This is a genomic window from Ancylobacter vacuolatus, from assembly GCF_030813595.1.
Taxonomy (GTDB): Bacteria; Pseudomonadota; Alphaproteobacteria; order Rhizobiales; family Xanthobacteraceae; genus Ancylobacter; species Ancylobacter vacuolatus.
In genome coordinates, this window is the sequence record NZ_JAUSUH010000005.1 from 1 (window position 1) to 24048 (window position 24048).

The 24048-nt window shown below is 66.2% G+C and carries 24 protein-coding genes and 1 tRNA gene; 19 read left to right on the forward strand and 6 right to left on the reverse strand.

The annotated features are described in order from the left end of the window. A partial coding sequence (locus J2S76_RS12475) for an NAD(P)(+) transhydrogenase (Re/Si-specific) subunit beta (RefSeq protein ID WP_307060777.1) occupies positions 1–297 on the forward strand: 297 nt, incomplete at its 5' end. A gap of 329 nt (positions 298–626) precedes the next feature. Beyond that, positions 627–1082 (forward strand): CBS domain-containing protein, encoded by a 456-nt coding sequence (locus J2S76_RS12480; RefSeq protein WP_307060778.1) that lies wholly within the window; start codon positions 627–629, stop codon positions 1080–1082. 74 nt (positions 1083–1156) lie between these two features. Here the strand turns inward: J2S76_RS12480 and rpoH are convergent, their stop codons facing one another. Together rpoH and J2S76_RS12490 are read right to left on the reverse strand one after the other, a co-directional pair. Continuing rightward, the gene (gene rpoH, locus J2S76_RS12485) at positions 1157–2068 is read right to left on the reverse strand and encodes an RNA polymerase sigma factor RpoH (RefSeq protein WP_026221099.1); all 912 of its coding nucleotides are present in this window, start codon (positions 2066–2068) and stop codon (positions 1157–1159) included. Between the two features lie 151 nt (positions 2069–2219). Further along, a complete protein-coding gene (locus tag J2S76_RS12490) occupies positions 2220–3263 on the reverse strand; it encodes an RluA family pseudouridine synthase (protein WP_307060779.1) in 1044 nt (347 codons plus the stop codon). On the opposite strand from J2S76_RS12490, the gene J2S76_RS12495 reads away from it, so the two are divergent. Both J2S76_RS12495 and J2S76_RS12500 read left to right on the forward strand, forming a co-directional pair. Further along, entirely contained in the window at positions 3262–3600 is a 339-nt protein-coding gene (locus J2S76_RS12495; RefSeq protein ID WP_018387358.1) for a DUF6476 family protein, read from the forward strand. The genes J2S76_RS12490 and J2S76_RS12495 overlap by 2 nt on opposite strands. Before the next feature lie 111 nt (positions 3601–3711). Beyond that, positions 3712–3786, forward strand: a tRNA-Glu gene (locus J2S76_RS12500). Positions 3787–4548: 762 nt separating this feature from the next. Here the strand turns inward: J2S76_RS12500 and J2S76_RS12505 are convergent. From J2S76_RS12505 to J2S76_RS12520, 4 genes are read right to left on the reverse strand one after another with little or no spacing between them, the layout of a single operon-like run. Further along, positions 4549–6150 (reverse strand): 5-guanidino-2-oxopentanoate decarboxylase, encoded by a 1602-nt coding sequence (locus J2S76_RS12505; RefSeq protein ID WP_307060780.1) that lies wholly within the window; start codon positions 6148–6150, stop codon positions 4549–4551. A gap of 46 nt (positions 6151–6196) precedes the next feature. Next, on the reverse strand, positions 6197–7387 hold the full coding sequence (locus tag J2S76_RS12510) for a pyridoxal phosphate-dependent aminotransferase (RefSeq protein WP_307060781.1): 1191 nt from the start codon (positions 7385–7387) through the stop codon (positions 6197–6199). Continuing rightward, a complete protein-coding gene (locus J2S76_RS12515; protein ID WP_307060782.1) occupies positions 7362–8033 on the reverse strand; it encodes a TetR family transcriptional regulator C-terminal domain-containing protein in 672 nt (223 codons plus the stop codon). Before J2S76_RS12515 ends, J2S76_RS12510 begins: the two co-directional genes overlap by 26 nt. Continuing rightward, the gene (locus J2S76_RS12520) at positions 8030–8908 is read right to left on the reverse strand and encodes a dimethylarginine dimethylaminohydrolase family protein (RefSeq protein WP_307060783.1); all 879 of its coding nucleotides are present in this window, start codon (positions 8906–8908) and stop codon (positions 8030–8032) included. The genes J2S76_RS12515 and J2S76_RS12520 overlap by 4 nt, the downstream gene beginning before the upstream one ends. 246 nt (positions 8909–9154) lie before the next feature. Between J2S76_RS12520 and J2S76_RS12525 the strand changes: the two genes are divergently transcribed. From J2S76_RS12525 to J2S76_RS12595, 15 genes are all read left to right on the forward strand, one after another. After that, the gene (locus tag J2S76_RS12525; protein ID WP_307060784.1) at positions 9155–9928 is read left to right on the forward strand and encodes an ABC transporter ATP-binding protein; all 774 of its coding nucleotides are present in this window, start codon (positions 9155–9157) and stop codon (positions 9926–9928) included. A 28-nt stretch (positions 9929–9956) separates the two neighbouring features. Further along, the gene (locus J2S76_RS12530) at positions 9957–10739 is read left to right on the forward strand and encodes a transporter substrate-binding domain-containing protein (protein ID WP_307060785.1); all 783 of its coding nucleotides are present in this window, start codon (positions 9957–9959) and stop codon (positions 10737–10739) included. Positions 10740–10802: 63 nt separating this feature from the next. Next, complete coding sequence (locus J2S76_RS12535; RefSeq protein ID WP_307060786.1) at positions 10803–11522, forward strand: ABC transporter permease; 720 nt, start codon at positions 10803–10805, stop codon at positions 11520–11522. Then, on the forward strand, positions 11519–12388 hold the full coding sequence (locus J2S76_RS12540; protein ID WP_370874739.1) for an ABC transporter permease: 870 nt from the start codon (positions 11519–11521) through the stop codon (positions 12386–12388). Before J2S76_RS12535 ends, J2S76_RS12540 begins: the two co-directional genes overlap by 4 nt. 2 nt (positions 12389–12390) lie before the next feature. Then, positions 12391–13560 carry a M20 aminoacylase family protein gene (locus J2S76_RS12545; protein ID WP_307060787.1) on the forward strand — a complete coding sequence of 390 codons (1170 nt, stop codon included), beginning with the start codon at positions 12391–12393 and terminating at the stop codon, positions 13558–13560. A gap of 32 nt (positions 13561–13592) precedes the next feature. Then, positions 13593–14495 carry a LysR substrate-binding domain-containing protein gene (locus tag J2S76_RS12550; protein WP_307060788.1) on the forward strand — a complete coding sequence of 301 codons (903 nt, stop codon included), beginning with the start codon at positions 13593–13595 and terminating at the stop codon, positions 14493–14495. A gap of 174 nt (positions 14496–14669) precedes the next feature. Next, positions 14670–15725, forward strand: a complete 1056-nt coding sequence (locus J2S76_RS12555) for an ABC transporter ATP-binding protein (RefSeq protein WP_307061151.1) — start codon at positions 14670–14672, stop codon at positions 15723–15725. 18 nt (positions 15726–15743) lie between these two features. Further along, the gene (locus tag J2S76_RS12560) at positions 15744–16859 is read left to right on the forward strand and encodes an ABC transporter substrate-binding protein (RefSeq protein WP_307060789.1); all 1116 of its coding nucleotides are present in this window, start codon (positions 15744–15746) and stop codon (positions 16857–16859) included. Positions 16860–16917: 58 nt separating this feature from the next. Further along, positions 16918–17757, forward strand: a complete 840-nt coding sequence (locus J2S76_RS12565) for an ABC transporter permease (RefSeq protein WP_307060790.1) — start codon at positions 16918–16920, stop codon at positions 17755–17757. Then, a complete protein-coding gene (locus J2S76_RS12570) occupies positions 17754–18566 on the forward strand; it encodes an ABC transporter permease (RefSeq protein ID WP_307060791.1) in 813 nt (270 codons plus the stop codon). Before J2S76_RS12565 ends, J2S76_RS12570 begins: the two co-directional genes overlap by 4 nt. A 1-nt stretch (position 18567) precedes the next feature. Then, a complete protein-coding gene (locus J2S76_RS12575) occupies positions 18568–19566 on the forward strand; it encodes a fatty acid desaturase (RefSeq protein ID WP_307060792.1) in 999 nt (332 codons plus the stop codon). 3 nt (positions 19567–19569) lie between these two features. Next, the gene (locus J2S76_RS12580) at positions 19570–20427 is read left to right on the forward strand and encodes a sugar phosphate isomerase/epimerase family protein (protein WP_307060793.1); all 858 of its coding nucleotides are present in this window, start codon (positions 19570–19572) and stop codon (positions 20425–20427) included. 12 nt (positions 20428–20439) lie between these two features. After that, positions 20440–21201 (forward strand): class II aldolase/adducin family protein, encoded by a 762-nt coding sequence (locus tag J2S76_RS12585; RefSeq protein ID WP_307060794.1) that lies wholly within the window; start codon positions 20440–20442, stop codon positions 21199–21201. A gap of 45 nt (positions 21202–21246) precedes the next feature. After that, positions 21247–22332, forward strand: a complete 1086-nt coding sequence (locus tag J2S76_RS12590) for an aromatic ring-hydroxylating oxygenase subunit alpha (protein ID WP_307060795.1) — start codon at positions 21247–21249, stop codon at positions 22330–22332. 47 nt (positions 22333–22379) lie between these two features. Continuing rightward, positions 22380–24005, forward strand: a complete 1626-nt coding sequence (locus J2S76_RS12595; protein ID WP_307060796.1) for a phytoene desaturase family protein — start codon at positions 22380–22382, stop codon at positions 24003–24005. Positions 24006–24048 lie beyond the last annotated feature (43 nt).

A 24048-nucleotide genomic window follows, 5' to 3' on the forward strand; every position in this document is an offset into this window, starting at 1 on the left:
GACGAGGTGTTCGAGCTGGAGGACATCAACTCCGAGTTCGCTCAAGCCGACGTGGCCTTCGTCATCGGCGCCAATGACGTGACCAACCCGGCGGCGAAGACCGATCCGACCTCGGCGATCTACGGCATGCCGATCCTCGACGTGGAAAAGGCCAAGACCGTGCTGTTCATCAAGCGCGGCATGGCGGCCGGCTATGCCGGCGTCGAGAACGAGCTGTTCTTCCGCGACAACACGATGATGCTGTTCGCCGACGCCAAGAAGATGGTCGAGGACATTGTGAAGAACCTCAACCACTGACGCCTTTGCCGCGAAAGTTGCCCGGCTTTCGCGATCAGCAAGGACGTGGGGAAGGAGGGGGCGGTTCGCCCCGGTCCGGGCAAACGCGAAGGTTGGCCGCTTTGGCCGCATCGGCCGGATCGTCCACCTCACTGCACTCACGGGTCAGCCAGAAAATACCGGAAAGGCCCGCCCAAAGGCGGGCCTTTTTCGTCTGTGCGGGCGGGGGCGGGTGGGTCCGATGCTGCGCTGCCGCAACGGATTTCATTGACGTCGTGTGTATTGCATACCAGACTTAGACCAAAGAAGAAGAAGCGTGACAGTTGAGGCTCCACCCAGAGGGATACGCCATGCTTGTCGCCGATCTCATGAAGCTGAAAAGCGCCCGCGTGCCGACCATCCGCATGGCCGAAACCGTTGAAATGGCAGCGACATTACTCAACCGCGAGCGTATCGGCGCCGTGGTGGTGAAGGACGCCTGCGGCTCCGAGGGTGTCACCGTCGTCGGCATCTTCTCCGAGCGCGACGTGGTGCGCGCGGTCGCCGAGCGCGGCGCGGCCGCCCTGCGGCTGACTGTGGGCGACCTGATGTCGCGCAACATGATCTCCTGCCGGATGGAAGACAGCGTCGACCATGTCCGTGCCCTGATGGAGGAGCACCATGTGCGCCATCTCCCCGTCATGGAGGAGCATCAACTGGTCGGCGTGCTCAGCATCCGCGACGTCCTCTCCCACGATGTGCGGGCGGCGGCGACGCTGTCGGGCGAGGCGCGGGCGGGCGCGACGGCGCCGCCACTCCCGGCATAACTCCTTGAGATAAAATAAAAACCGCCCGGCAGGCCGCCGGGCGGTTTCACGGTGATACAGGCACAGAGGCGCCGTCACATGGCGGGCGAATGGTCCTGCCGCATCGGCGCCGTCTCCATCTGGTGCACGCGGTCGATCACCGCCTTCTGCACCTTCTCGAACGCCCGGACCTCAATCTGGCGCACCCGCTCGCGCGACACGCCGAACTCGGAGGCAAGGTCCTCCAGCGTCATCGGGTCGTCGGACAGGCGGCGGGCTTCGAAGATGCGGCGCTCGCGCTCATTGAGCACCGACAGGGCCCCGGACAACGCGCTGCGCCGGTTGTCCATCTCCTCATGCTCGACCAGCACCGATTCCTGGCTGTCGCTGTCATCGGCCAGCCAGTCCTGCCACTCACCCCCACCCTCGACATCGCCGCGCAACGGGGAGTTCAGCGAGGCGTCGCCGCCCAGCCGGCGGTTCATCTCGATCACTTCCTGCGCGGTGACGCCGAGCTTGGTCGCGATCTGCTGCACCTGGTCGGGACGCAGATCGCCTTCCTCCAGCGCGGAAATCTGGCTCTTGGCCTTGCGCAGATTGAAGAAAAGCTTCTTCTGTGCCGCCGTCGTGCCCATCTTCACCAGGCTCCACGAGCGCAGGATGTACTCCTGGATCGAGGCCTTGATCCACCACATGGCATAGGTGGCGAGACGAAATCCCTTGTCGGGCTCGAAGCGCTTCACGGCCTGCATGAGGCCGACATTGCCCTCCGAGATGACCTCGGAGATCGGCAGGCCATAGCCGCGATAGCCCATGGCGATCTTGGCCACGAGACGCAGATGGCTGGTGACGAGACGATGGGCGGCGTCGGGATCCTCGTGCTCGCGCCAGCGCTTGGCGAGCATATATTCTTCCTGCGGCTCCAGCATGGGGAACCGGCGGATTTCCGCGAGGTAGCGGCTCAGGCCACCTTCGGCGGACGGTAGGCTCATAGCGGAACGGGCCATGACTGCACCCTCCTTGTCTCACGGTCCCCATCAGCGGGCGACCGGCATGCGGCCGCTTTGCAGCCGGCCTCAACGTATAATAGCAGGAAGAAGCCATTTTTGCGAAAGCGCAAGGCGCGGCGCGGTCACGAAGCGTTGAGCCGGCGGCTGGTCAGCCGCCGGCCGCGAGTGTCTCCTGAAGGCGGGCAAGGTCGGCGGGCAACGGGCTCTCGAATGCCATGAAGTCGCCTGTCGCAGGATGCTCGAAGCCGAGCCGGGCAGCATGGAGAGCCTGCCGGCCAAGTCCGTCCAGCGCCTGGCGCGTGGTATCGGGAAGCCGGCTGGCGCGGGTGCGCTGGCCTACTCCATAGACCGTGTCGCCGAGAAGCGGGTGGCCGATATGGGCCATGTGGACGCGGATCTGGTGGGTGCGTCCGGTCTCCAGCTGGCACTCGACCAGGGACGCGATCGGGCGGCCCAGCGTGTCGGCATAGGTGGCGAGGCGCTGCCAGTGGGTGATGGCGAACCGCCCGCCCGTCCGCACTGCGATGCGCTCACGGGCCACGGGGTGGCGGGCAAGCGGCGCGTCAACCGTGCCGCTGGGCAGATCCGGTGCGCCCCAGATGAAGGCGAGATAGGCCCGCTCCAGCGGGCCGGTGCGGCCGTGATCGGCGAACTGGGCGGCGAGCCTCTTATGGGCGCGGTCATTCTTAGCCACGACGATGAGGCCGGACGTGTCCTTGTCCAGCCGGTGGACGATGCCGGGGCGTCGGACCCCGCCAATGCCGGACAGGCTGGCCCCGCAATGGAACAGCAGCGCATTGACCAGCGTGCCGTCCGGGCTGCCCGGCGCCGGGTGCACCACCATGCCGGCAGGCTTGTCGACGACGATCAGATGGTCGTCCTCATAGACGATGTTCAACGCGATATCCTGCGCCGCCGGCGTGGCGTCCTCGGGCTCGGGCACCTCGACACTGTAGCTCTCGCCCGCAACCGCCTTCGCCGAGCCGCCGGCAATCGGCTGGCCGGCGCGCTGGACCCGTCCCTCGGCGATCAATGCCTGCAGGCGGGTGCGGCTGAACTCCGGCAGGTGCCGCGCCAGAACGCGATCGAGCCGAAGCCCTTCATCCTCCGGCCCGACGGTGATATCGACGCGCGTCGCGACCACCTCCGGCGCGACGTCGTCCATCTCCTCGTTGAGTTCCGGTGCCGGCATGACTTCTCCTGATTCAGACGACAAGCTCGACCCTGCGGCCGAGCGGGTGCTGCGCCGGATGCGCCGCTTCGCCGCCTTCTCGGGGCTTATCATGCTTCTGGGCTTTCTCGCCGTCTTCGGTGCCATCGGATACAAGCTGATGAGCGGCAGGAAAAGCACCCCGGCTGAAATCGCCGGCACGATCCAGCTGCCAAAGGGGGCTGAGGTACGCGCGGCGGTCGTCTCCGGCGATCTCATTGCGGTGACGGTAGCGCGCGAGGGCCGGGTCGAGACGCATCTGTTCGATCTGGAAACCCGCGCGCCGCGCGGCGTGCTCGGCTTCGCCAGCGCGCCCTGAGCGCGGACGGGGAGGGCTGTCCTGCACAGTGCCGGTGGAAAAACCGCCGCCACCCGGCCATGGCGCTTGATCACGCGGCCAAACCGCTCTATGAGACCGGCCTGCCTAGATGCGCCCATCGTCTAGCGGTTAGGACGTCGCCCTCTCACGGCGAAAACCGGGGTTCGATTCCCCGTGGGCGCGCCAGCACTTTCAAAGGGTTAGCTCCCTGCTGGCTGCGGAAAATCAAAACGTACGGAAGATATGTGGAATAGGTGCTCCCATGCTCATGGGAGCCCTGGTTAGCTTCCGCGCTCTTCAGACAAAAGGCGACGGGCCTTCGGCTGTCGCCTTTGGATGGAAGCGGAAGTCCGACCCAACTCTCCTCGTCATCCTCCGGCGGGTTGACGACGACCGACATGGCGCTGCCTGCATTGCGTGATCGGCAGCGAGAGTGGGTTCTCAGCGTCGCCCTGGAGCCTGACCTTGTCGTTGAACATGCCAAGGTGACGGGCCACGTTCTCCATCCCTTGTCGCGGTCGCGCAGTCTGACCTCAGTCCGTCCCTTGTGGCCTTGACCCCATTGAACAGCCGAAGGGCGGAGCCGGACAGCTGGTTCGTGTCCGTCGCCTGGGCCCGACCAATACCCCGGCCATTGCACTTCGGACATCGCGGGTGCGGGCTAAGCGTGGGGGCACCCCAGGCGTCGAGATCACAAAATGCCGGGTCGTTCACGTGGCGGAACAAGTCGCCCTCTCGGGAGGAAACTGGCGGCGCTCCGTCGACGCCCTGAGGTGTCTTGAGGTCGACGCGCGCGATCGGCCCGGCCGGAGCGGTTAGCTTCTCTGCCTAGGCGCATCGACCTGTGCCGCGCATTCCAAGAGCCGTGCGCAGGTAGGTGGCGCGGGTTGGATCTCGGCAGGCGTTGTGTCGACATGCCTGCCTTTGGGCGGATGATCGGGGCGTCGGTCAGGCGGTCGCGCCCCGTGTGTGTGTCTGGTGGATCTCGATCAGGCTGGGGCCGTTGCGCTCATTGGCCGAGGCGAGCGCGGCGGCCAGTTCCTCGACATCGGCGAGGCGCGTGGCCGGCACGCCATAGGCCTGCGCCACAGTGAGAAAGTCCGGCGCCGAGGGCTTCACCCCTTCCGGAGTGATGCCGTTCTCGATCATGTAGTTCTCGATCTCCTGATAGCCGTCATTGTTCCAGACGAGGAAGATCACCTTCGCCCCCGCATCCACCGCCGAGCCGATTTCGGCGAGGGAGAACTGGAAGCCGCCATCGCCGGTGAGACAGACGATGGGGCGTCCGGGTGCGCCAAGCGCGGCGCCGATGGCGGCCGGCGGCCCATAGCCCAGCGCGCCAAAGCCCGTTGCCGCGTTGAACCAGGAGAGCGGGCGGCCGAGATCGAGATAGAGATTGCCGGCATAGACCGCCTGGGTGGAATCGCCGACGACGATGGCGTCGGGCAGGGCGGCATAGATCGCGCCAATCACGCCGATCTCGGTGCGGATTTTCGGCGTCAGGCCTTGCCACGCCGCCTCGCGCACTGCCGCCGCCCGCGTCGCGCCGTCGCCCGTGCGGGCGGTGACGAGCGGGGCGAGGCCCTCCGCCACCGCTTCCACCGTGGAGAGCACGGCGATATCGGCGCGGGGTTCGCGGGAGAGCTGGAGCGCGTCGATGTCGACGCGCACAAAGCTGGCGATCGGCGGGAAATGGCCGTCGGCATACATGTCGTAATCGGTCTGGCCCATTTCTGTGCCCAGCCCGAGGACGAGGTCGGCGCCGGCGATGAGTTCGCGGGTTGTGGCGAGGCTCGGGCTCGCCGGCACGCGCAGTGGATGGCCGGCCAGCATTCCCCGCGCATTGACGGTCATGACGACAGGCGCGTCGAGCCTTTCCGCCAGCGCCTGCACCGCGCCGGCCGCCGAGACGGCGCCGCCGCCGCACATCAGTACGATGCGTCGGGCATGGTCGCACAGCGCGGCGATCTCGCGAAGCGTCGTCGGGGCCGCGCCGGGCCGGGCGGGCAGGGTGGCCTTCGCGACGACCTCGCTCGCGGGCAGTGGCATCACATCGGTCGGTATCTCGATATGCACCGGCCCAGGTCGCGCCGAGCCCATGACGGCGAAGGCCTGCGCGACAACCGAGGCGAGCTCCGCCGGATCGTTCAGCGTCCAGGACGCGGTGGCGAAGCTCTTCATCAGCGCCGACTGATCGGGCAATTCGTGCAGGCACCCTAGGCCCTGGCCGAGCGAGGAGCGCCGGTTGACGCCGGAAATGACCAGCATGGGCACGGAATCCTGCCGTGCCTGTGCCATGGCGGTGATGGTGTTGGTGAGCCCTGGGCCGGTGATAACAAGCGCGACGCCCGGCTTGCCGGTGACGCGGGCATAGCCATCGGCCATGAAACCCGCGCCCTGTTCATGGCGCGGCGTGATGTGGCGGATCGCCGACCCGGCGAGCCCGCGATAGAGCTCGACCGTGTGGACGCCGGGAATGCCGAACACCACCTCGACGCCATTGGCTTGCAGGAGGTCGATCAGCACCTCCCCGACCGTCTTAACACCCATGCCCGTTCTCCAGATCCGCCACGCCGCCGCTGTCGCCCAATCGTTCCTAGGCCCGCCGGACCTTCCGCCGCCCCGAGCGTGCGGCCAGCGCCGCCATCCGCCGGCACGCTTCCTCGATCCTATCGTCCGGGACGGTCAGGCTGAGGCGGACGAAATTGTTGCCGCCGGCGCCGAAGGAGGAGCCCGGCATGACCGCGACCTCCTCCTCGTCGAGCAGGGCCCGGGCAAAGTCCTCGCCACTCATGCCGGTGCCGCTCACATCGACGACGATGAACATGCCGGCCTCGGGCGGGAAGGGCACCAGCTCCGGTGCGCCCGACAGCGCGGCGAGGATGATGTCGACGCGCCGGCGATAGGAGCGGCGCATGATCTCCGACGTGTCGACGGGGTTATCGAGCGCATAGGCGGTCATGTCGGCGATGAAGGGTTGCTGCCCGAACAGCATGGTCTCGGAGACCGACAGCAGCCGGGAGCACAGTTCCGCCGGCCCGATCGCCCAGCCGCTGCGGAAGCCAGGCGCGGCGTGCGACTTCGAGATGGAGGAGCAGGCGATGGTGCGCTCGGCCAGCGCGGGCATGTCGAAGGGCGAAGCGAAGCGGCCCTCAAGGATCAGTTCCTCATAGACTTCGTCGGAGACAATCCAGAGGTCGTGCCGACGGCACACCTCGCCAATGGCGGCGATCTCCTCGGCGGTCAACACGGCGCCGGTCGGGTTGTGCGGCGTGTTGAGCAGCAGCACACGGCACTGTGGCGTGAGGACCCGCTCAAGATCCTCGGCCTGCATGTGGAAGCCCTTTTCCGGGCGCAGCGGCACGGGGACCATGTCGGCACCGGTCGCGCGGACCACGCCTTCATAGGTGGCGTAGAACGGATCGCCCACCAGCACCGCGTCGCCTGTCTCGACGAGACCGAGCATGACGGCGAAAAGCGCCGTCTGGGTGCCGGGGAAGCACAGCACGTTCTCGGCCGTGACGCCCGGCCGGCGCCGGGCATATTTGCGCACCAGCGCGTCGACGACGGTCGGCTCGCCGCGTCCGTTCGAATAGCGGTGGCGGCCGGCGGTCATGGAGCGGGTCGCCTCGGCGATCAGCCGCTCATGCGGCGGAAGGTCGGGCTCGCCGATCGTCAGCTCGATGATCGGCACCCCCTTTCCCTTGCGACGGCGCGCCTCGACATGCACCGCCCACTTCTCGGAGCCGAGGCGGGCCAGCCTATCGGTGATGGATGCGTAGCGCATCGCGGTACTCCCGGTCCGGCTCGGATTGGGTTGGCGCGGCGATCGGGTGGCCGATCAGCGCCTCGATGGAGGAGAAGGCGATCGAGACCAGCTCGCCCTCCCCGAAAAGTTCACCGGCGAGGCAGCCTTCCAGCCAGAGGCCGTCGAGGATGCCGTTCATGGCGATGGCGAGGGTGCGGTCGCGCGCCGGATCGGCCGCCATGCCCCTGGCGGCAAAGAAGTCCGCCAGAAGCTGCTCCAGCTCCTGGCGGAAGCTCAGATAGCCCTCGCGGTGGATCGCCGCGAGTGCCGGGTCGACGCTGACCCGGCTGATGAAGGCAGCCCAGAGCGACAGGCTCCGGCTGTTGGCAACCGGCTCGGTCAGGTTGACGAAGATGAAGCTGGAAAGCCGCTCCTCCGGCGTGCCGTCCAGGTTCTTCGCCTTCTCGGTCAGCCGGGCGATGAGCACCTTGTAGGCTTCCTGGAGGATAACCTCCTTCGACGCGAAGTAGTGCCGGATCAGGCCGGCCGTCACGCCGGCCTTGTTGGCGATCTGGCGCACGGTTGCGCCCTGCAGCCCGGCTTCGGAAATGCAGTCGAGTGTCGCCTCGATGAGGTCGTGACGCCGCTCGGCCTCGGTGGCCCTATGGAAGTCTCGGCGGCTCATGCCGCTCGACGCAGCACGGGCCGCGTCAGGCAGGTCGGGCCACCCTCGCAGGCGATGCATAGCGCGTCGGCGGCGAAGGTCGAGACGGTGCAGCCGGCGGCCTCCATGGCGGCCTTAGTCGCGGGGAAGCCCTCGACCATGATCACTTCGTTCGGCCGGGTGGGCAGCACGTTTAGCGACAGGCCGTTGCTGGCGTGGAACTCGTCGGCCGGCGCCTCGATCAGGCGAATGCCGCGCTTCTTGAGCAGCTGGTGGAACGCCGCCGGCAGCAGCGGCGCGAAGACGAGCGCGAGGTCGTCGGCCAGCGGGCTGATGACGCTCATGAGATGCAGGCAGGCCTCTTCCCCCTGCCAGAGCGGCAGGTCGAAGCCGAGCACGGCGACGCCGTGGGGCGCGAGGAGGGCGCCCAGCTGGTCGATACCCTCCTGATTGGTCCGCACGCCGCGCCCGACGATGAGGGTGCGCGCATCGAGCCACACGCAGTCGCCACCTTCCACCGTGCCAGGGGCCTCGATGCGCCCGAGGATCGGAATCTGCCGCTCGGCATAGGCCTTCTCATGCAGCGCGGGCTCTCCGGCGCGCAGCGGCTTGCCCATGCGCAGGATGATCGCACCATGGTCGGACATCAGCGAGGGATCATGGGTGAACATGGCGTCGGCCAGCCCATCGCCTTCGTCGTCGAGCCAGAGGATCTCGGTGCCGGACTGTTCGACGAGTTTAGCGAAGGCGCGATACTGGTGGATCGCCTTGGCGCCGTCGAAGGTCGGGCCGTAATGCCACTGCGCCGGGTCCGCCCGCATCAGGCTGGGGCCGGGCCGGCGCATCAAGACGCGCTGCAGCGGCGCCGACATATCCTGAGACCCGAAAGCCGACATATGCTACCTCTTTGACCATGAGCTGCCGAAATTTTGGCACTGCACAAAAACATCGCCTATCGATTTGTTATACGCTTGAATAACTGCGAGGGAAAGTGCACGTTTAGGCTGTGAGATGGGTGCGAGGGTCTGCGGCCCGCCATTTGCGTCGGGATTTCCAGGACGCAGCGGGTGGCGGATTCGGCAGGGAAGGGGAGACGGCATGAGCCAGATGCCTTGGTGTCAGCCTCCGGAGGCGCCCCTCCGATGACGGAGCGCGCCGAAGCCATCGCCGTTCGCGACCTGTGCAAGCGCTTCGGTGCGCTGGAGGTCCTCAAGGGCATCTCGCTCACGGCGCGCGAAGGCGAGGTCATCGCCATCATCGGCGGCTCGGGCTCCGGTAAGTCCACCTTCCTGCGCTGCATCAACCTGCTGGAAGTGCCGAGCAGCGGCTCGGTGGCGATCCGTGGCGAGCAGATCGCCCTGCGCGCCGACCGCCATGGCGGCCTCGTCCCGTCGGATCGCCGTCAGGTGCAGCGCCTGCGCGCGCGCCTCGGCATGGTGTTCCAGAGCTTCAACCTCTGGCAGCACATGACCATCATCCAGAATGTCATCGAGGCGCCGGTTCACGTGCTTGGCGTGCCGAAAGCCGAGGCGATCGAGCGCGGCGAGGCGCTGCTGCGGCGCGTCGGCCTGTTCGACAAGCGCGACGTCTACCCGGCCTTCCTCTCCGGCGGCCAGCAGCAGCGCGCAGCCATTGCGCGGGCGCTGGCGATCCAGCCGCATGCGATGCTGTTCGACGAGCCGACCTCCGCCCTCGACCCCGAGCTGGTCGGCGAGGTTCTGGGGGTCATCGGCGATCTGGCGAAGGAGCAGCGCACGATGATTCTCGTCACGCACGAGATGAAGTTCGCCCGCGACGTCGCCAGCCACATCGTGTTCCTCGCCCACGGCGTGATCGAGGAGCAAGGACCGCCGGAGCAGATTTTCGGCGACCCGAAGTCGGAGCTGCTGAGGAAATTCATCAGCTCCAGCCACTGAAAAAGCCCGGGAACCAGAGGGGAAAACCATGAAACACGCATTCAGGACGATGATCGCCGCCGCCGTCATCGGCATTGCCGGCGCCTGTGGCGCGGCGGCCGAACCGCTCAAGGTCGGCTTCGCCGCCGAGCCCTATCCGCCCTTCGCCTCGCCGGACGCCGGCGGCAAGTGGGAAGGCTGGGAAGTCGAGTTCATGCAGGCCATGTGCAAGCAGGCCAAGCTTGAATGTGTCATCACCCCCGTCGCGTGGGACGGCATCATCCCGGCGCTGACGTCGAAGAAGATCGACATGATCGTCGGCTCGATGTCGATCACGCCGGAGCGCCTGAAGACCATCGACTTCTCCGACAAGTATTACAACACGCCCACCGGCGTTATTGGCCCGAAGAGCGAGAAATTCGCGGCAACGCCTGAAGGGCTCAAGGGCAAGACCATCGGCGTGCAGGTCGCCACCATCCATCAGGACTACGCCAACAAGTATTTCGGCGGTGCGGGCGCGACCGTGAAGGAATACCAGACGCAGGACGAGGCCAATGCCGACCTCGCCGCCGGCCGCCTGGACGCGGTGCAAGCCGATGCGATCGCGCTCGACGCTTTCCTCAAGTCCGACCAGGGAAAGCAGTGCTGCGACCTGAAGGGCAATGTGAAGGATGACCCGGAAATCCTCGGGGCCGGCGTGGGCGTGGGCCTGCGCAAGGGCGAGACCGAGCTGAAGAACAAGATCAACGCCGCGATCAAGGCGATCCGTGCCGACGGCACTTATGACGCCTTCTCGAAGAAATATTTCGACTTCGACGTCTACGGCGGCTGATCGAAGGCGGGCCGGGCCGGCGCCTGGCGCCGGCCCGTGCCTCCCCAAGGCTGGGAGGGCACTATGGCGGCAGACATGATCAATTGGAGCCTGCTGGCACTCGAGCCGCCCGGCTGGGGCGGTGTGCTGCTCGCTGGCCTGATGAACTCGATCAAGATCGCGCTTGGCGGCTATTCGCTCGGGCTCGTGCTCGGTACCGGCGGCGCCTTCGGCAAGCTCTATGGCGGCCCGGTGACGCGGGACCTCATGGAAGTCTACACCACCGTCGTGCGCGCTGTGCCCGAACTGGTGCTGATCCTCCTGCTCTATTACGCCGGCACCGACCTGCTCAACCGCGTCAGCGCTGCGCTCGGCTATGGCTCGGTCGACATTAGCGGGCTGGCGGCGGGCATTTTCGTCATCGGCGTGGTGCAGGGGGCCTATTCGACCGAGGTGCTGCGCGGGGCGATCCTCGCCGTGCCGGCCGGCCAGATGGAGGCCGCGCGGGCCTTCGGCATGTCGCCGTTGATGATCATGCGGCGTGTCACCCTGCCGGCCATGCTGCCGCATGCGCTGCCGGGGCTCTCCAATCTCTGGCTCATCTGCACCAAGGACACGGCGCTGCTCGCGGTGGTCGGCTTCAGCGAACTCACTCTGGTTACTCGGCAGGCGGCGGGCACCACGAAAGCCTACATGCTCTTCTTCTGCGCCGCGGGGGTGCTCTATCTGCTGCTGACGCTGGTTTCCGGTCTCATCATCCGCGTCATCGAGGCCCGCGCCCGGCGCGGCTGGGCGGCGCGATGACAAAGCAGCAACGCGCCGCTACGCCCGAGGCGAGGGTCAAACTGCCGGCGGAGGAGAGCACCCTCGACGCCACGGCGCTGACCAGCCTGCCGAGCGGGCGGGCCCTGCTGGAGCCGCACCGCATCGTGCTGATGGCGGTGGGGGCGGGCATCATCTTCTGTGCGGCCTGGTTCCTGCGCTGGGACTGGCTGCCGAACTATGCCGGGGCCATTGTCTCTGGCGTTGGCGTCACGTTGCTGATGCTGGCGAGCACGTCGGTGCTCGGCTTCTTTCTCGCCGTGCCGCTCGGGCTGGTGCAGGTGACCGGCCCGTGGTGGCTGAGCCTGCCGGCACAGGGCTTCTGCACGGTCATTCGCGGCACGCCGCTGCTGCTGCAGCTGTGGCTGCTCTATTACGGGCTCGGTTCGCTATTTCCGCAATTCCCGGAGATCCGGCAGTCCGTCCTCTGGCCGTATCTGCGCGAGGCCTGGCCCTATGGCGTGGCGGCGCTGACCCTCTCCTTTGCGGCCTATGAGGGCGAGGTGATGCGTGGGGCCTTCGCCGGCGTGCCGAGGGGCGAGCTGGAGGCGGCCCGCGCCTATGGCATGAGCCGCTGGAAGCTGTTCTGGCGCATCTGGCTGCCGCGCGCCGTGCACCGTGCGCTGCCCACGCTCAATGGCGAGACGGTGCTGCAGCTGAAGGCCACGCCGCTGGTCGCCACCATCACGGTGATCGACGTCTATGCGGTCATTTCCAAGGTTCGGCAGGTCACCTTCCTGACCTATGAGCCGCTGCTGCTGCTGGCGCTGATCTACCTGATCCTGACCGCCCTTCTCGTTGCGGCGTTCCGCTATTTCGAGAAGAGAATACCAACCCGGAGTGCCTGAAGATGAACGTTCGCGCCATGCTCACCAACGCAATGCCCGAGCTGGTCGCGCTGCGCCGGGACCTGCACGCCCATCCCGAGCTCGGCCTCGAGGAGGTGCGCACCTCCGATGTCATCGCCCGCGAGCTGGACGCGCTCGGCTACCATGTCACGCGCGGCCTCGCCCGGACCGGGATCGTCGCCACGCTGTCCAACGGCACCAGCGGGCGCTCGGTCGGCGTGCGTGCCGACATCGACGCGCTACCGATTCATGAGGAGACAGGCCTGCCCTACACCAGCAAAACGCCGGGGTTGATGCATGCCTGCGGCCATGACGGCCACACCGCCATGCTGCTCGGCGCGGCGCGGGCGATTGCCGAGCGGAGAAATTTCGACGGCACCGTGCATCTCATCTTCCAGCCGGCGGAGGAAAATTTTGGCGGCGCGAAGATCATGGTGGAGGAGGGGCTGTTCGACCGCTTCCCCTGCGATGCCGTGTTCGCCCTGCACAATGATCCCGATGTGCCCTTCGGCACCTTCGTGTTCCGCGACGGGCCGATCATGGCGGCGGTCGACGAGTGCCGCATCACCGTGAATGGCCGCGGCGGGCACGGTGCCGAGCCGCAGGCAACGGCCGATCCCATCCTGGCGGGCGCCTCCATCGTGATGGCGCTGCAGTCCATCGTCGCGCGCAACATCCACCCGATGGACCCGAGCGTGATCACCGTCGGCGCCTTCAATGCCGGGGCGGCGAGCAATGTCATCCCCGCCCGTGCCGAGCTCGTGATCGGCATCCGCTCCTTCGATCCCGCCGTGCGCGACGAGCTGGAGCGCCGCATCAGGCTCATCGCCGAGGGACAGGCAGCGAGCTATGGCATGAGCGCGACGGTGGACTATCAGCGCAGCTATGACGCCACCATCAACCACCCCGCCGAGACCGCTTTCCTGCGCGACCTTGCCACGCGCTTTGCCGGACCGGAGAAAGTGCGGGAGATGGCGCGCCCCAGCATGGGAAGCGAGGATTTCGCCTATATGCTGAAGGCGCGGCCGGGCAGCTATTTCTTCCTCGGCGGACGGGCTTCGGAAGATGACCGGCCACTCCATCACCCCGGCTACAATTTCAACGACGACCTGCTGCCGATCGGTGCCGCCTTCTGGACCGAGCTGGTCGAAACCTATCTGAAGCCGGTGTGAGCGGGGGCGCCGCGCGCGAAGGACGACGACCGATGCGGCTACCCTCGACGCAGGCCCTGCGCGCGCTCGAAGCCTTCGCCCGGCATGGCACCGTTTGGCAGGCCGCCGCCGAATTGAACATCACACGCAGCGCAGTCAGCCACCAGCTGCGCTTCCTGGAACAGGATCTCGGTTTCGACCTGCTCCAGCGCGCCGGCAAGGGCGTGATGCTGACCCCGCAGGGCAAGCGTTACGCCGCCGATGTCCGCACCGCTCTTGCCCTGCTCGCCGATGCCGCCGTGCACTATGGTGACCGGGGGCTGCTGCAGGGCGCGATCACGGTCAGCTCGACCCCGGGCTTTGCCACCTTCTGGCTGTGCATACATGTCGCCGAGTTCCGCCAGCTGCATCCGGGCGTGACGTTGCGCATCGTCACGCCGCCACGTCTGGAGGATGTCGACGCGCCGGGCGTCGACGCCTTCATCGCCTATGGTGATGGCGACTGGCCGCGCCACAGCGTGGAACTGCTCAGCGTCGTCGACTTCATGCCGGTGTGCAGCCCGGTGCTGCTCAATCAGCTGGGCGGCCTCAATGAACCCGTCGACGTGCTCCGCTCGGTGCTGCTGCATCTCGACGGGCTCGGTGACTGGCTGACCTGGCTGACGGCGGCCGGCGTGGTCGGGCCGCGCACGGACCAGGGGGTGATCTTCTCCGACATGAACCTCGTGCTGGCGGCGGCGCTGGCGGGGCAGGGGATCGCCATCGGCGACAATTTCGTCTGCCGGCAAGCGGTCGAAACCGGGCGGCTGGTCGTGCCGTTCGAACTCACCATCCGTGCCGCGCGGGCCTATTATTTCGTCACGCCGCGCGACCGTCCCGGAAATCCGGCGATACAGGCCTTCGCGGCCTGGCTGAAGTCGCGGCTCGTGCAGACGGCGCCTGTCATGCGTAGTTGATTGATGCATTCATAGGCGACTTGTCTTCGGTGCCTAGGTCGTCGGCAATGAAGTGAATATTCTTCACGCCATGCGGGATTTTAATTCATTTGAGGTGAGAGGATCGCCAGATTAGGATTTCTACATATAACGGAGCGCGCAGCGAACGTGAGCAAACGGGCTGTCGGGTTGCAGGTGATCGGGATCGGCAAATCCTTCGGCCACTTCACCGCGCTGAAGGACATCACGCTTGACATCGCGCCCGGCGAGTTCCTGACCCTGCTCGGCCCCTCCGGCTCCGGCAAGACCACGTTCCTGATGTTGCTTGCCGGCTTTCAGGCGGCGAGCGAGGGCCAGCTTCTCAGCGACGGCGTCGACATTACCAATAGCCGGGCGGAAGATCGCTCCTTCGGCATGGTGTTCCAGGGCTACGCCCTGTTCCCGCACAAGAGCGTGGCGCAGAACATCGCCTTTCCGCTGCAGGTGCGCGGCATTGCCCGCGAAGACATCGCCCGGCGGGTCGACGCCATCATCGCCCGTGTCGGGCTGGTGGGACATGAGAACAAGCGGCCCGCCCAGCTGTCGGGCGGGCAGCAGCAGCGCGTGGCGCTGGCCCGCGCGCTGGTGTTCGAGCCGCCGGTTCTGCTGCTGGACGAGCCGTTCTCCGCCCTCGACAAGCATTTGCGCGGGCGCATGCAGGAAGAGGTGGCGCGCCTGCATGGCGAATTCGGCACCACCTTCGTCTTCGTCACCCATGACCAGAGCGAGGCGCTGTCGCTGTCCTCGCGCATCGCCATCTTCAACCATGGCCGCCTGCTTCAGCTCGGCGCGCCGCGCGACATTTATGAGCGGCCATCGAGCCGGTTCGTCGCCGAGTTCCTCGGCGAGATCAACCTGCTGCCGGTCGGCGGCATCGGCCATTGCGCGCGCGGCACCAGCGGCATGTTCGAGGGTGCGCGCCTGACCGCGCCCCGGCACGACCATCTCAACGGCAGCGCCGTGCTGGCGGTGCGGCCCGAGCACATGTCGGTCAGCGCCGAGCCGCCGGAAGAGGGCAACGGCGTTCCCGCCCGGCTTGCCGGCACCACCTATCTCGGCTCGGCCATGCGCCTGGCCTTCGCGACGCGCAGCGGCACCCCGCTCACCGTGACCCTGTCGAGCGAGGCTGCCGGCCGGATCCTCGATCGAGGCCCGGACTTCTGGGTCACCTGGTCCTTTGAGAATGGCTTCCTTCTTCCAGAGCAAAGCTGAAAACAGCAGGAGCACGCCGTGAACGACGCCTTCCGGAAAGACTGCCTCGACATCCTCGCGGCGAAGGCCGCACGGGGAGACATCAGCCGCCGCCGCTTCACCCAGCTTGCCGCCCTGATCTTCGGCGGCGCCCCGCTGCTGCTGCGCACGCCGGAGGCGCTGGCGCAGGTGCGCCAGCTCGTCCTGGTCAACTGGGGCGGCGACGCGCTGAAGGCCTACGACAAGGCCTATGGCCAGCCCTTCGAGAAGGCGACCGGCATCGTCGTCAAGGAGGACGGCACCGGCCCGACCGAGGGCGCCATCGCCGCCCAGTTCAAGAGCGGCAAGCCGACCTGGGATATCGTCGATGCCGACCCGTTCTCGGCCATCTCGCTCGGCAAGCAGGGGATGATCGAGCCGATCGACTACAGCGTCGTCGACAAGGCGAAGATGCGCCCCGGCTTTGACTGGGAATACGCGGCCTCGACCTATTTCTTCTCCTATGTCCTGGCCTATGACGCCGAGAAATATGGTGCCAATCCGCCCAAGAACATGGCCGACTTCTTCGATGTGAAGACGTTCCCGGGCAAGCGCACCATGTATAAATGGGGTGCGGGCATGTGGGAGGCGGCGCTGCTGGCCGATGGCGTCGCGCCCGACAAGCTCTACCCGCTCGACCTCAAGCGTGCCCACGCCAAGATCGCCGCGCTGAAGCCCGATGTCGCCGCCTATTGGGGCGGCGGCGCCGAGAGCCAGCAATTGATGTTGAGCGGCGACGCCTCGATGGGGCTGATCTGGTCGACCCGCGCCTCGCTGATCGAGAAGGATTCCGGTGGGCAGATCAAGTTCACCTGGGACCAGGGGCTGCTGTCGCCGGGCGCGCTGGCGGTGATCAAGAACAACCCCGGCGGCAAGGAGAATGCGATGAAGTTCATCGCCTCGACCTCCGTGCCCGAGCGCCAGCTCATCATGTTCGAGATGCTCGGGCAGGGGCCGGCCAACCCGGCGACCGATGCGCTGATCCCGGCCGACCAGAAGCGCTACAACCCGGTCGATCCCGCCAACATGAAGAGCCAGGTCGCGCTCGACATGCCCTGGTACGCCGACAATTACGGCGCCGCGCTCGACGAGTTCACCCGGGTCATCTCGGCGTGAGCCTCCCACCCTTCCGCGCGGCTCGCGCGGAAGGGCTGCCCGATCGACGGATCAAACCATGCGCAGTTCCTCGGCATTCTGGCCCGCACTCGCCCTGACGGCACCTCTGGTGCTGTTCCTGGCGTTTGCCTATGCCCTGCCGTTCTTCGGCGTGGCGCTCTGGAGCGTCACGCTGCCGGAGCCGGGGCTGGGCCAGTATGAGCGGCTGGTCGGCGACCCGCTGGTGCAGTCGGTGTTCCTGCGCACCTTCCGCATCTGCCTCATCGTGACGGTGATCGCGGTCGCCTGCGCCTACGCAGTGACCTATGTCTGGGTGCGCGGCTCCCGGCTGCAGCGGCGTCTCATCGAGATCTGCATCTTCGTGCCGTTCTGGATCTCGCTGCTGACGCGCGCCTTCGGCTGGCTGGCCCTGCTGTCGACGCGCGGCATCGTCAATTCGTCGCTGCAGGCGCTCGGGCTCACGGACGGGCCGCTGGCGCTGGTGCGCAACGAGCCGAGCGTGATCGCCGGCATGGTGCATGTGCTCATTCCCTTCGCGGTGCTGCCGCTCGCCTCGGCGATGCGGACGGTGGACGAGCGGATGCTGCTCGCCGCGCGCGGCATGGGCGCCTCGCGCCTGCGCATCTTCTGGTCGGTGTTCGTGCCGCTGACGCTGCCCGGCGTCATCGGGGCGACGCTGATCGTCTTCGTGTTTAGCCTCGGCTTTTTCGTCACCCCGGCCATTCTTGGCGGTGGCCGGTCGATCATGGTGGCCGAGCTGGTCTATCTGCGCATGTTCCAGAGCCCGGACTGGGGGCTGGGCGCGGCGATCAGCGTGGCGCTGGTCGTCATCGTCGCTGCGCTGATGGGCCTGCTCGCGCGTTTCGCCCGGCTCGGCCTGACGGGGGGCGGGCGATGAGGATCCAGCGCCCCGGCCCCGTCGCGGTCGTGCTCGCCCTTCTGGTGGGGGTTTTCCTGCTGCTGCCCTTGCTGGCGGTGGTGCCGATATCCTTCACGCCCGGCCGGCTGCTGACGCTGCCCAAGGGCAGCCTTTCGCTGACGCATTACCGCACGCTGTTCGAAAACCCGGACTGGCTGCGCAGCATCCTGCTGAGTGCCCGCATCGGCCTGTTCACCAGCGTCCTCTCCACCACTCTGGCGACCAGCTTCGCGCTGGGAATCTGGATGCTGCAGCCGCGCTTTTCGCAGCTTCTGGTCGGCTTCGTGCTGCTGCCGATGATCGTGCCGCCGGTGGTCTCGGCGATGACGCTGTATTTCCTGCTGACCGGCATGTCGCAGATGTCCCATTCCATCGGCTTCGACAGCGTCGTCGGCGTGACCCTTGCCCACACGGTGATGACCGTGCCCTTCGCGGTGGTGATGGTGCTGGTGGCGCTGGCGCAGTTGGACCGGCGCATCGACCTCGCCGCGCGCGGCATGGGCGCGAGCGTCGCCCAGCGCATCCTCCACGTTATCCTGCCCAACATCGCCTTCGGCGTCGCGACGGCGGCGCTGCTGGTCTTCGTCCTGTCCTGGGAGGAGATCGGCGTCACGCTGTTCATCACCAGCGTCGACGCGATCACCCTGCCGCGCCTGATGTGGATGGGGCTTCGCGACAATGTCGACCCGGCGATCGCCGCCATCTCGGTGGTGCTGATCGTCGTCACCCTGCTGATCCTGCTGGCCCGCATGGTGTTCCAGCGCCGCCCCGAATTCGAGGAGGAGTGAGATGGACGAGGTATTCGGCCGCAAGGATATGATCAGCCCGTCCCGGCTCAAGGAGCTGAGCCTGAAATCGGATGTCTCGGGCTTCATCCAGCTCGGGAGCCATCTCGGCGCGCTGGCGATCACCGGCACGGCGCTCTGGTTCAGCTGGGGCACATGGTGGATGGTGCCAGCGTTCATGGTGCACGGCGCGTTGATCAACTTCCTCTATGCCGGCCAGCATGAGATGAGCCATTCGACGGTCTTCAAGACCAAGGCGCTCAACGAGTCCTTCGGCCGCCTGTTCGGCTTCGTGCTGATCTATCCCCGCGATTTCGACCAGATCCAGCACTTCGCCCATCACCGCTATACGCAGGACTGGGAAGGCGACGGCGAATTGGGCCGCGAGCGCTACTCGATGCTCTCCTACCTGCTCTGGGTGCTCGGCCCCACCTATTGGTACACCCGCATCCGTCGCGTCATCCGCTTTTCGCTCGGCATCGTCAGCGAGCACTATATTCCCGCGGACCAGCACCCGAAGGTGATCCGCGAGGCGCGCTGGCACCTGGCGGGCTATGCCCTGATTGCCGTGCTTTCCGTGGCGACGGGCAGCTGGATCGCGGTCAAGCTCTGGCTGCTGCCGATGCTTGTCATGAAGCCGGTGCACCAGCTGCAGAACACCATCGAACATCTCGGCCTGCCTCATATCGACCAGATCACCGAGAACACCCGCACGACGCGCACCAACGCGATCATGCGCTGGATGTGCTGGAACATGCAGTTTCACACCGCCCATCACGCCTTTCCCGGCGTGCCGTTCCACCGGCTGCCGGACCTGCACCGCACGATCTTCGTCGAGAAGGGTCGGAAGCCGCATTCGATGACCTATCTCGGCTTCCAGCTGGCGGTGATCAGGGCGTTCTGGAACGGGCGCACCGAGGCCGACTATCCCGACGACAAGATCTGGATCATGGACGATACCGACCTTGAGCCGGTCGGGCCTCGCACCGCGAAGCAGGCCTGACCCATGCCGCTCAAGGTCTACCAGTCGCTCTGGGCCACCGAACAGCGCCACCCCGGCACGCCGGAGCGGCCGGTGGCCGAGCGCTTCGACGCGGTGAAGGCGGCCGGCTTCGACGGAATGGCGATCGATCTCGGCGCCATGGACATCGAGGCCGCGCGTGAAACGGTGCCGGAATTCGCCCGCACCGGGCTTGGCGGGCTGCTGACGGCCTTTCCGCGCTCGATCGAGGAACTGCGCCCGGCGCTGCACCTCGCCAAGGAGATCGGCGCGCCTTTCGTCATCGTCATCGGCCAGGTGATGCCGCTCTCGGTGGCGGACATGGTGCCTGTCATCGAGGCGTGGCTGCGGGTCGGGCGGGAGGAGGGCGTGCCGCTGCAGTTCGAGACGCATCGCAACTGCATCACCAACGACATGTTCGCAACGCTGCTGCTGCTCGATGCGATTCCCGAGATGCGGCTCGCCGCCGACCTGTCGCATTATGTCGTCGACCGCGAGATGATGCTGCCGATCAGCGCCGACTACCAGGCGCAGGTGGGTCGGCTGCTGGAGTGCTCGGATTCCTTCCAGGGCCGGGTCGCCAATCGCTGCCAGGTGCAGCTGCCGCTGCATTTCCCCCAGCACCAGCCCTGGGTCGCCGTGTTCCGCGACTGGTGGCGGCGTGGGTTCACCTCATGGCAGGCGCGCCACGGCACGGACGCCGACTGCCTGTTCCTGTGCGAACTCGGGCCCCGCGACTACGCCATCACCGATGCGCAGGGCGAGGAATTGTCGGACCGCGCGGAGGAAGCCCTGCAACTGCGCCAATGGGCGCTTGAGGACTGGGACGCCGCCGCTGCGCGCCCCGTTGCCGAACCGAACTGAGGAAAAGCCATCATGGCCGTCGCCAGCCTGAGCCCCGATATGAGCGCCGCCGAATGGCAGCAGCGGGTCGAACTCGCCGCCTGCTATCGCCTGCTGGCGCATTTCCGGATGACCGACCTGATCTACACCCATTGCACCGTGCGGGTGCCGGGCGAGCCGGGGCGGTTCCTCATCAACCCCTATGGCCATCGCTGGGAGGAGATCACCGCCTCCTCGCTGGTGAAGATCGACGTCGACGGCAACAAGGTCGGCGACAGTCCGCACCGGGTGAATCCGGCCGGCTTCACCATCCATTCCGCCGTGCATATGAGCCGGCACGACGCGGCCTGCGTCATCCACACCCATACCCGCGCCGGCATGGCGGTGGCCTCGCTGAAGGAGGGGCTGCTGCCGCTCAACCAGATCGCGCTGCAGTTCTATGGCCGGTTGGGCCTGCATGATTATGAGGGTATCGCGCTCGACCTCGACGAGCGCGAACGCATCATCGCCGACCTCGGCACGAAATGCGGCCTGCTGCTGCGCAATCACGGTCTGCTGACCGTCGGGCGCACCGTCGCCGAGGCGTTCAACCTGATGTTCTATCTGGAGCGGGCCTGCGAGGTGCAGGTGGCGACCCTGTCCATGGGCCGCGAGATCGTGCTGCCGCCCCGCGAGGTCTGCGAGAAGGTCGGCGCGCAATACGACCAGATGAATTTCGACGACGGCGACCTTCAGCTCGAATGGGACGCCCATCTGCGCATGCTGGACGAGATCGATCCCTCCTATCGCACCTGAAATTTGAACGGATCGCCAAGATCCGAAAGCCCGGGAGAACCGCACATGAGCGCCGAAACCTACGCCGCCACCAGCGGCATGTTCGATTGGACCCTGCCGGCCAGCGACTATTGCGATCCTGCCCTTTACCAGCGCGAGCGCAAGGAGATCTTCGCCCGCAACTGGATGCTGTTCACCTGGTCGGAACGGCTGAAGCAGCCGGGCGACTATGTCTCCGGCACGCTGGCAGGCTTTCCCGTCTTCGTCATCCGCGACGATGAGGGCGTGGTCCGCGCCTTCCACAATGTCTGCCGCCATCGCGGCGCGCAGCTGCTGGAGAAGGAGGAGGGCCACTGCGGCAAGCTCGTGGTCTGTCCCTATCACAGCTGGAGCTTCACCCGTTCCGGCAGTCTCAACAAGGCGGTGGATTTCGGCGAGGGCATCACCTTCGACCCCCAGGCCTGGGGGCTCTACGCCATCGATGCCGAGGAATGGCGGGGCCTTGTCTTCCTGCGCATCGAGCGTGGCGGCGAGAACCTCATTGAATGGCTCGGCCCGATCCACGACATGGCGGCGGATTATCCGCTGGAGCAGCAGCACTATTTCATGGCGAAGAACCGCGACTGTGCGGTCGACTGGAAAGTCTACGGCGAGAACTATCTCGAATGCTATCACTGCCGGACCATGCATCCGGGCCTGTGCGAGTCGATGGACATCGACAATTACCGCATCGACACCTATGCGAAAGACAAGTTCTTTCACCTGCACGCGCCCAAGCGCGATGGCGGGCTGACGCGGGGGCTTTATTTCTATCGCTTCCCCTTCCTGATGCTCAACCTCTACGACTGGGGCTCCTCCATCGCCACCGTCGAGCCGCTGGGGCCGGGGCGCATCCGCCACATCAACTGGTACTTCTTCAACGACGTCTCGCCGGAGAAGGCGGAGGCCAACCGCCAATCGGCCGAGTGGTCGGCGCAGATCGTCACCGAGGATCTCGACATCATCACCGGCGTGCAGCGCAACCTTGAGGCCGGCATCTACACGCGCGGGCCACTCTCGCCGAAATACGAATACGCGGTGAAGGCCTTCCAAGGAATGTGCCGCGACGGGCTCGAACCGAAGGCCCCGCTGCGCGGTGTCGCTGCGGAGTAATTCGTGCCGTCCTTCGGACAGCCATCAGTCAGCTTGGGGTTGAAGCGATGAGTGCCGACATCACCGTAGGCAAGGTTTACGACGCCATCATCATCGGCGCAGGGCATAACGGGCTCGTCTGCGCCAACTATCTCGCCAAGGCGGGGCAGAAGGTGCTGGTGCTGGAGCGGCGCGACGTCGTCGGTGGCGCGGCGGTGACGGAGGAGATCGCCCCGGGATTCCGGGCCTCGATCTTCTCCTATCTGATGAGCCTTCTTCACCCGCGCATCATCCGCGAACTGGAGCTCAAGAAGCATGGGCTCGAAGTGCTGCCCTGTTCGGACATGGTCTCCCCGCTCGACGGCGACAACTACATCCTGTTCTCCGACAATATCGCCAAGTCGCAGGCGAGCTTCGCCCGCTTCTCCCAGCACGATGCGGACATCTACCCCGAATTCGACCGCTATCTGAACGAGGCGGCCAATATCGTGCGCAAGCTGCTGTGGGAGACGCCGGTCGATCCGACCAAGCGCGACTGGCGCACCTTCAAGGATGGTGCCTCGTTGCTGTGGCGCCATCGCAAGATCGGGCGGAAGATGTACCGCATCGTCGACATGCTGACGATGAGTGCCTACGACTTCCTGCGCGAATGGTTCGACGACGACCGCATCATGGCGGTGCTGGCCTATTACGCCTCGATCGGCACCTTTGCCGGGCCGAAAACTCCAGGCTCGGCCTATGTCATCATGCATCACATCATGGGCGAGCATGAAGGCGCTGGCGGCTGGGGCTTCATCAAGGGCGGCATGGGGTCGATCACACAGGCGCTGGCCGACTCGGCGCGCGAGAAGGGTGTCGACATCGTCACCGGCGCGCCGATCAAGGAAGTGCGAATCCAGAACGGCCGCGCGACGGCAGTGTCGACCACCACTGGCGAGACCTATGCGGCGAAGACCATCATCTCCAATGCCGACGCCAAGACCCTCTATCTCAACCTTGTCGGCGAACGGCATCTTCCCGAGGAGGTGGTGCGGGAGATTAAGGGCTACCGCACCTTCTCAACGGCCTTCAAGATGAACATCGCCTGCGAGCGCCCGCCGCAATATCGCATTCTGGACCGGGTGCGGCGGGAGGGGACGCTCGGCAGCTTCGACTATCCCACCTACATGCACATCGCGCCCGACATCGACTATCTCGAACGCGCCTATGACGAGGCCAAGCATGGCTGGTACTCGTCCCGCCCCTTCATCACGCCCGTCGTGCCGACCATGGTGGACACCACGCTGGCGCCCCCGGGCAAACATGTGGTCAACCTGTTCGGCGGCCACGCGCCCTACACGCTGAAGGGGGCCGATTGGGCCACCGAGAAGGAGAACTTCCGCAAGACCGTGTTCGACACGATCGAGGACTATGCCCCCGGCTTCCGTGACGACGTTATCGAGGCGCAGCTGCTCGTCGCGCCTGACATTGAGAACATCGTGAACCTGCCGCAGGGCCACATCTTCCATGGCGAGCTCTCGACCGACCAGTTGTTCTTCCAGCGGCCTGTCTCGGGCTATGCCGATTACCGTACGCCGGTGAAGGGGCTCTATATCTGCGGTTCCTCGATGCATCCCGGCGGCGGCGTCTCCGGCATTCCGGGCTTCAACGCCGCCCGCGAAGTGTTGCGTGACATAAAGGCCCGGAGAAACTGAGAGCGCCGCTACGAATTCCGGCAGCGGCGCCCCTTCTGGCTTT

Coding starts and splice junctions, on each gene's coding strand:
- J2S76_RS12480 (WP_307060778.1), top strand. CDS start 627: ATGCTTGTCGCCGATCTCATGAAGCTGAAAAGCGCCCGCGTGCCGACC.
- rpoH (WP_026221099.1), bottom strand. CDS start 2,068: ATGGCCCGTTCCGCTATGAGCCTACCGTCCGCCGAAGGTGGCCTGAGC.
- J2S76_RS12495 (WP_018387358.1), top strand. CDS start 3,262: ATGACTTCTCCTGATTCAGACGACAAGCTCGACCCTGCGGCCGAGCGG.
- J2S76_RS12490 (WP_307060779.1), bottom strand. CDS start 3,263: ATGCCGGCACCGGAACTCAACGAGGAGATGGACGACGTCGCGCCGGAG.
- J2S76_RS12505 (WP_307060780.1), bottom strand. CDS start 6,150: ATGGGTGTTAAGACGGTCGGGGAGGTGCTGATCGACCTCCTGCAAGCC.
- J2S76_RS12510 (WP_307060781.1), bottom strand. CDS start 7,387: ATGCGCTACGCATCCATCACCGATAGGCTGGCCCGCCTCGGCTCCGAG.
- J2S76_RS12515 (WP_307060782.1), bottom strand. CDS start 8,033: ATGAGCCGCCGAGACTTCCATAGGGCCACCGAGGCCGAGCGGCGTCAC.
- J2S76_RS12520 (WP_307060783.1), bottom strand. CDS start 8,908: ATGTCGGCTTTCGGGTCTCAGGATATGTCGGCGCCGCTGCAGCGCGTC.
- J2S76_RS12525 (WP_307060784.1), top strand. CDS start 9,155: ATGACGGAGCGCGCCGAAGCCATCGCCGTTCGCGACCTGTGCAAGCGC.
- J2S76_RS12530 (WP_307060785.1), top strand. CDS start 9,957: ATGAAACACGCATTCAGGACGATGATCGCCGCCGCCGTCATCGGCATT.
- J2S76_RS12535 (WP_307060786.1), top strand. CDS start 10,803: ATGGCGGCAGACATGATCAATTGGAGCCTGCTGGCACTCGAGCCGCCC.
- J2S76_RS12540 (WP_370874739.1), top strand. CDS start 11,519: ATGACAAAGCAGCAACGCGCCGCTACGCCCGAGGCGAGGGTCAAACTG.
- J2S76_RS12545 (WP_307060787.1), top strand. CDS start 12,391: ATGAACGTTCGCGCCATGCTCACCAACGCAATGCCCGAGCTGGTCGCG.
- J2S76_RS12550 (WP_307060788.1), top strand. CDS start 13,593: ATGCGGCTACCCTCGACGCAGGCCCTGCGCGCGCTCGAAGCCTTCGCC.
- J2S76_RS12565 (WP_307060790.1), top strand. CDS start 16,918: ATGCGCAGTTCCTCGGCATTCTGGCCCGCACTCGCCCTGACGGCACCT.
- J2S76_RS12570 (WP_307060791.1), top strand. CDS start 17,754: ATGAGGATCCAGCGCCCCGGCCCCGTCGCGGTCGTGCTCGCCCTTCTG.
- J2S76_RS12575 (WP_307060792.1), top strand. CDS start 18,568: ATGGACGAGGTATTCGGCCGCAAGGATATGATCAGCCCGTCCCGGCTC.
- J2S76_RS12580 (WP_307060793.1), top strand. CDS start 19,570: ATGCCGCTCAAGGTCTACCAGTCGCTCTGGGCCACCGAACAGCGCCAC.
- J2S76_RS12585 (WP_307060794.1), top strand. CDS start 20,440: ATGGCCGTCGCCAGCCTGAGCCCCGATATGAGCGCCGCCGAATGGCAG.
- J2S76_RS12590 (WP_307060795.1), top strand. CDS start 21,247: ATGAGCGCCGAAACCTACGCCGCCACCAGCGGCATGTTCGATTGGACC.
- J2S76_RS12595 (WP_307060796.1), top strand. CDS start 22,380: ATGAGTGCCGACATCACCGTAGGCAAGGTTTACGACGCCATCATCATC.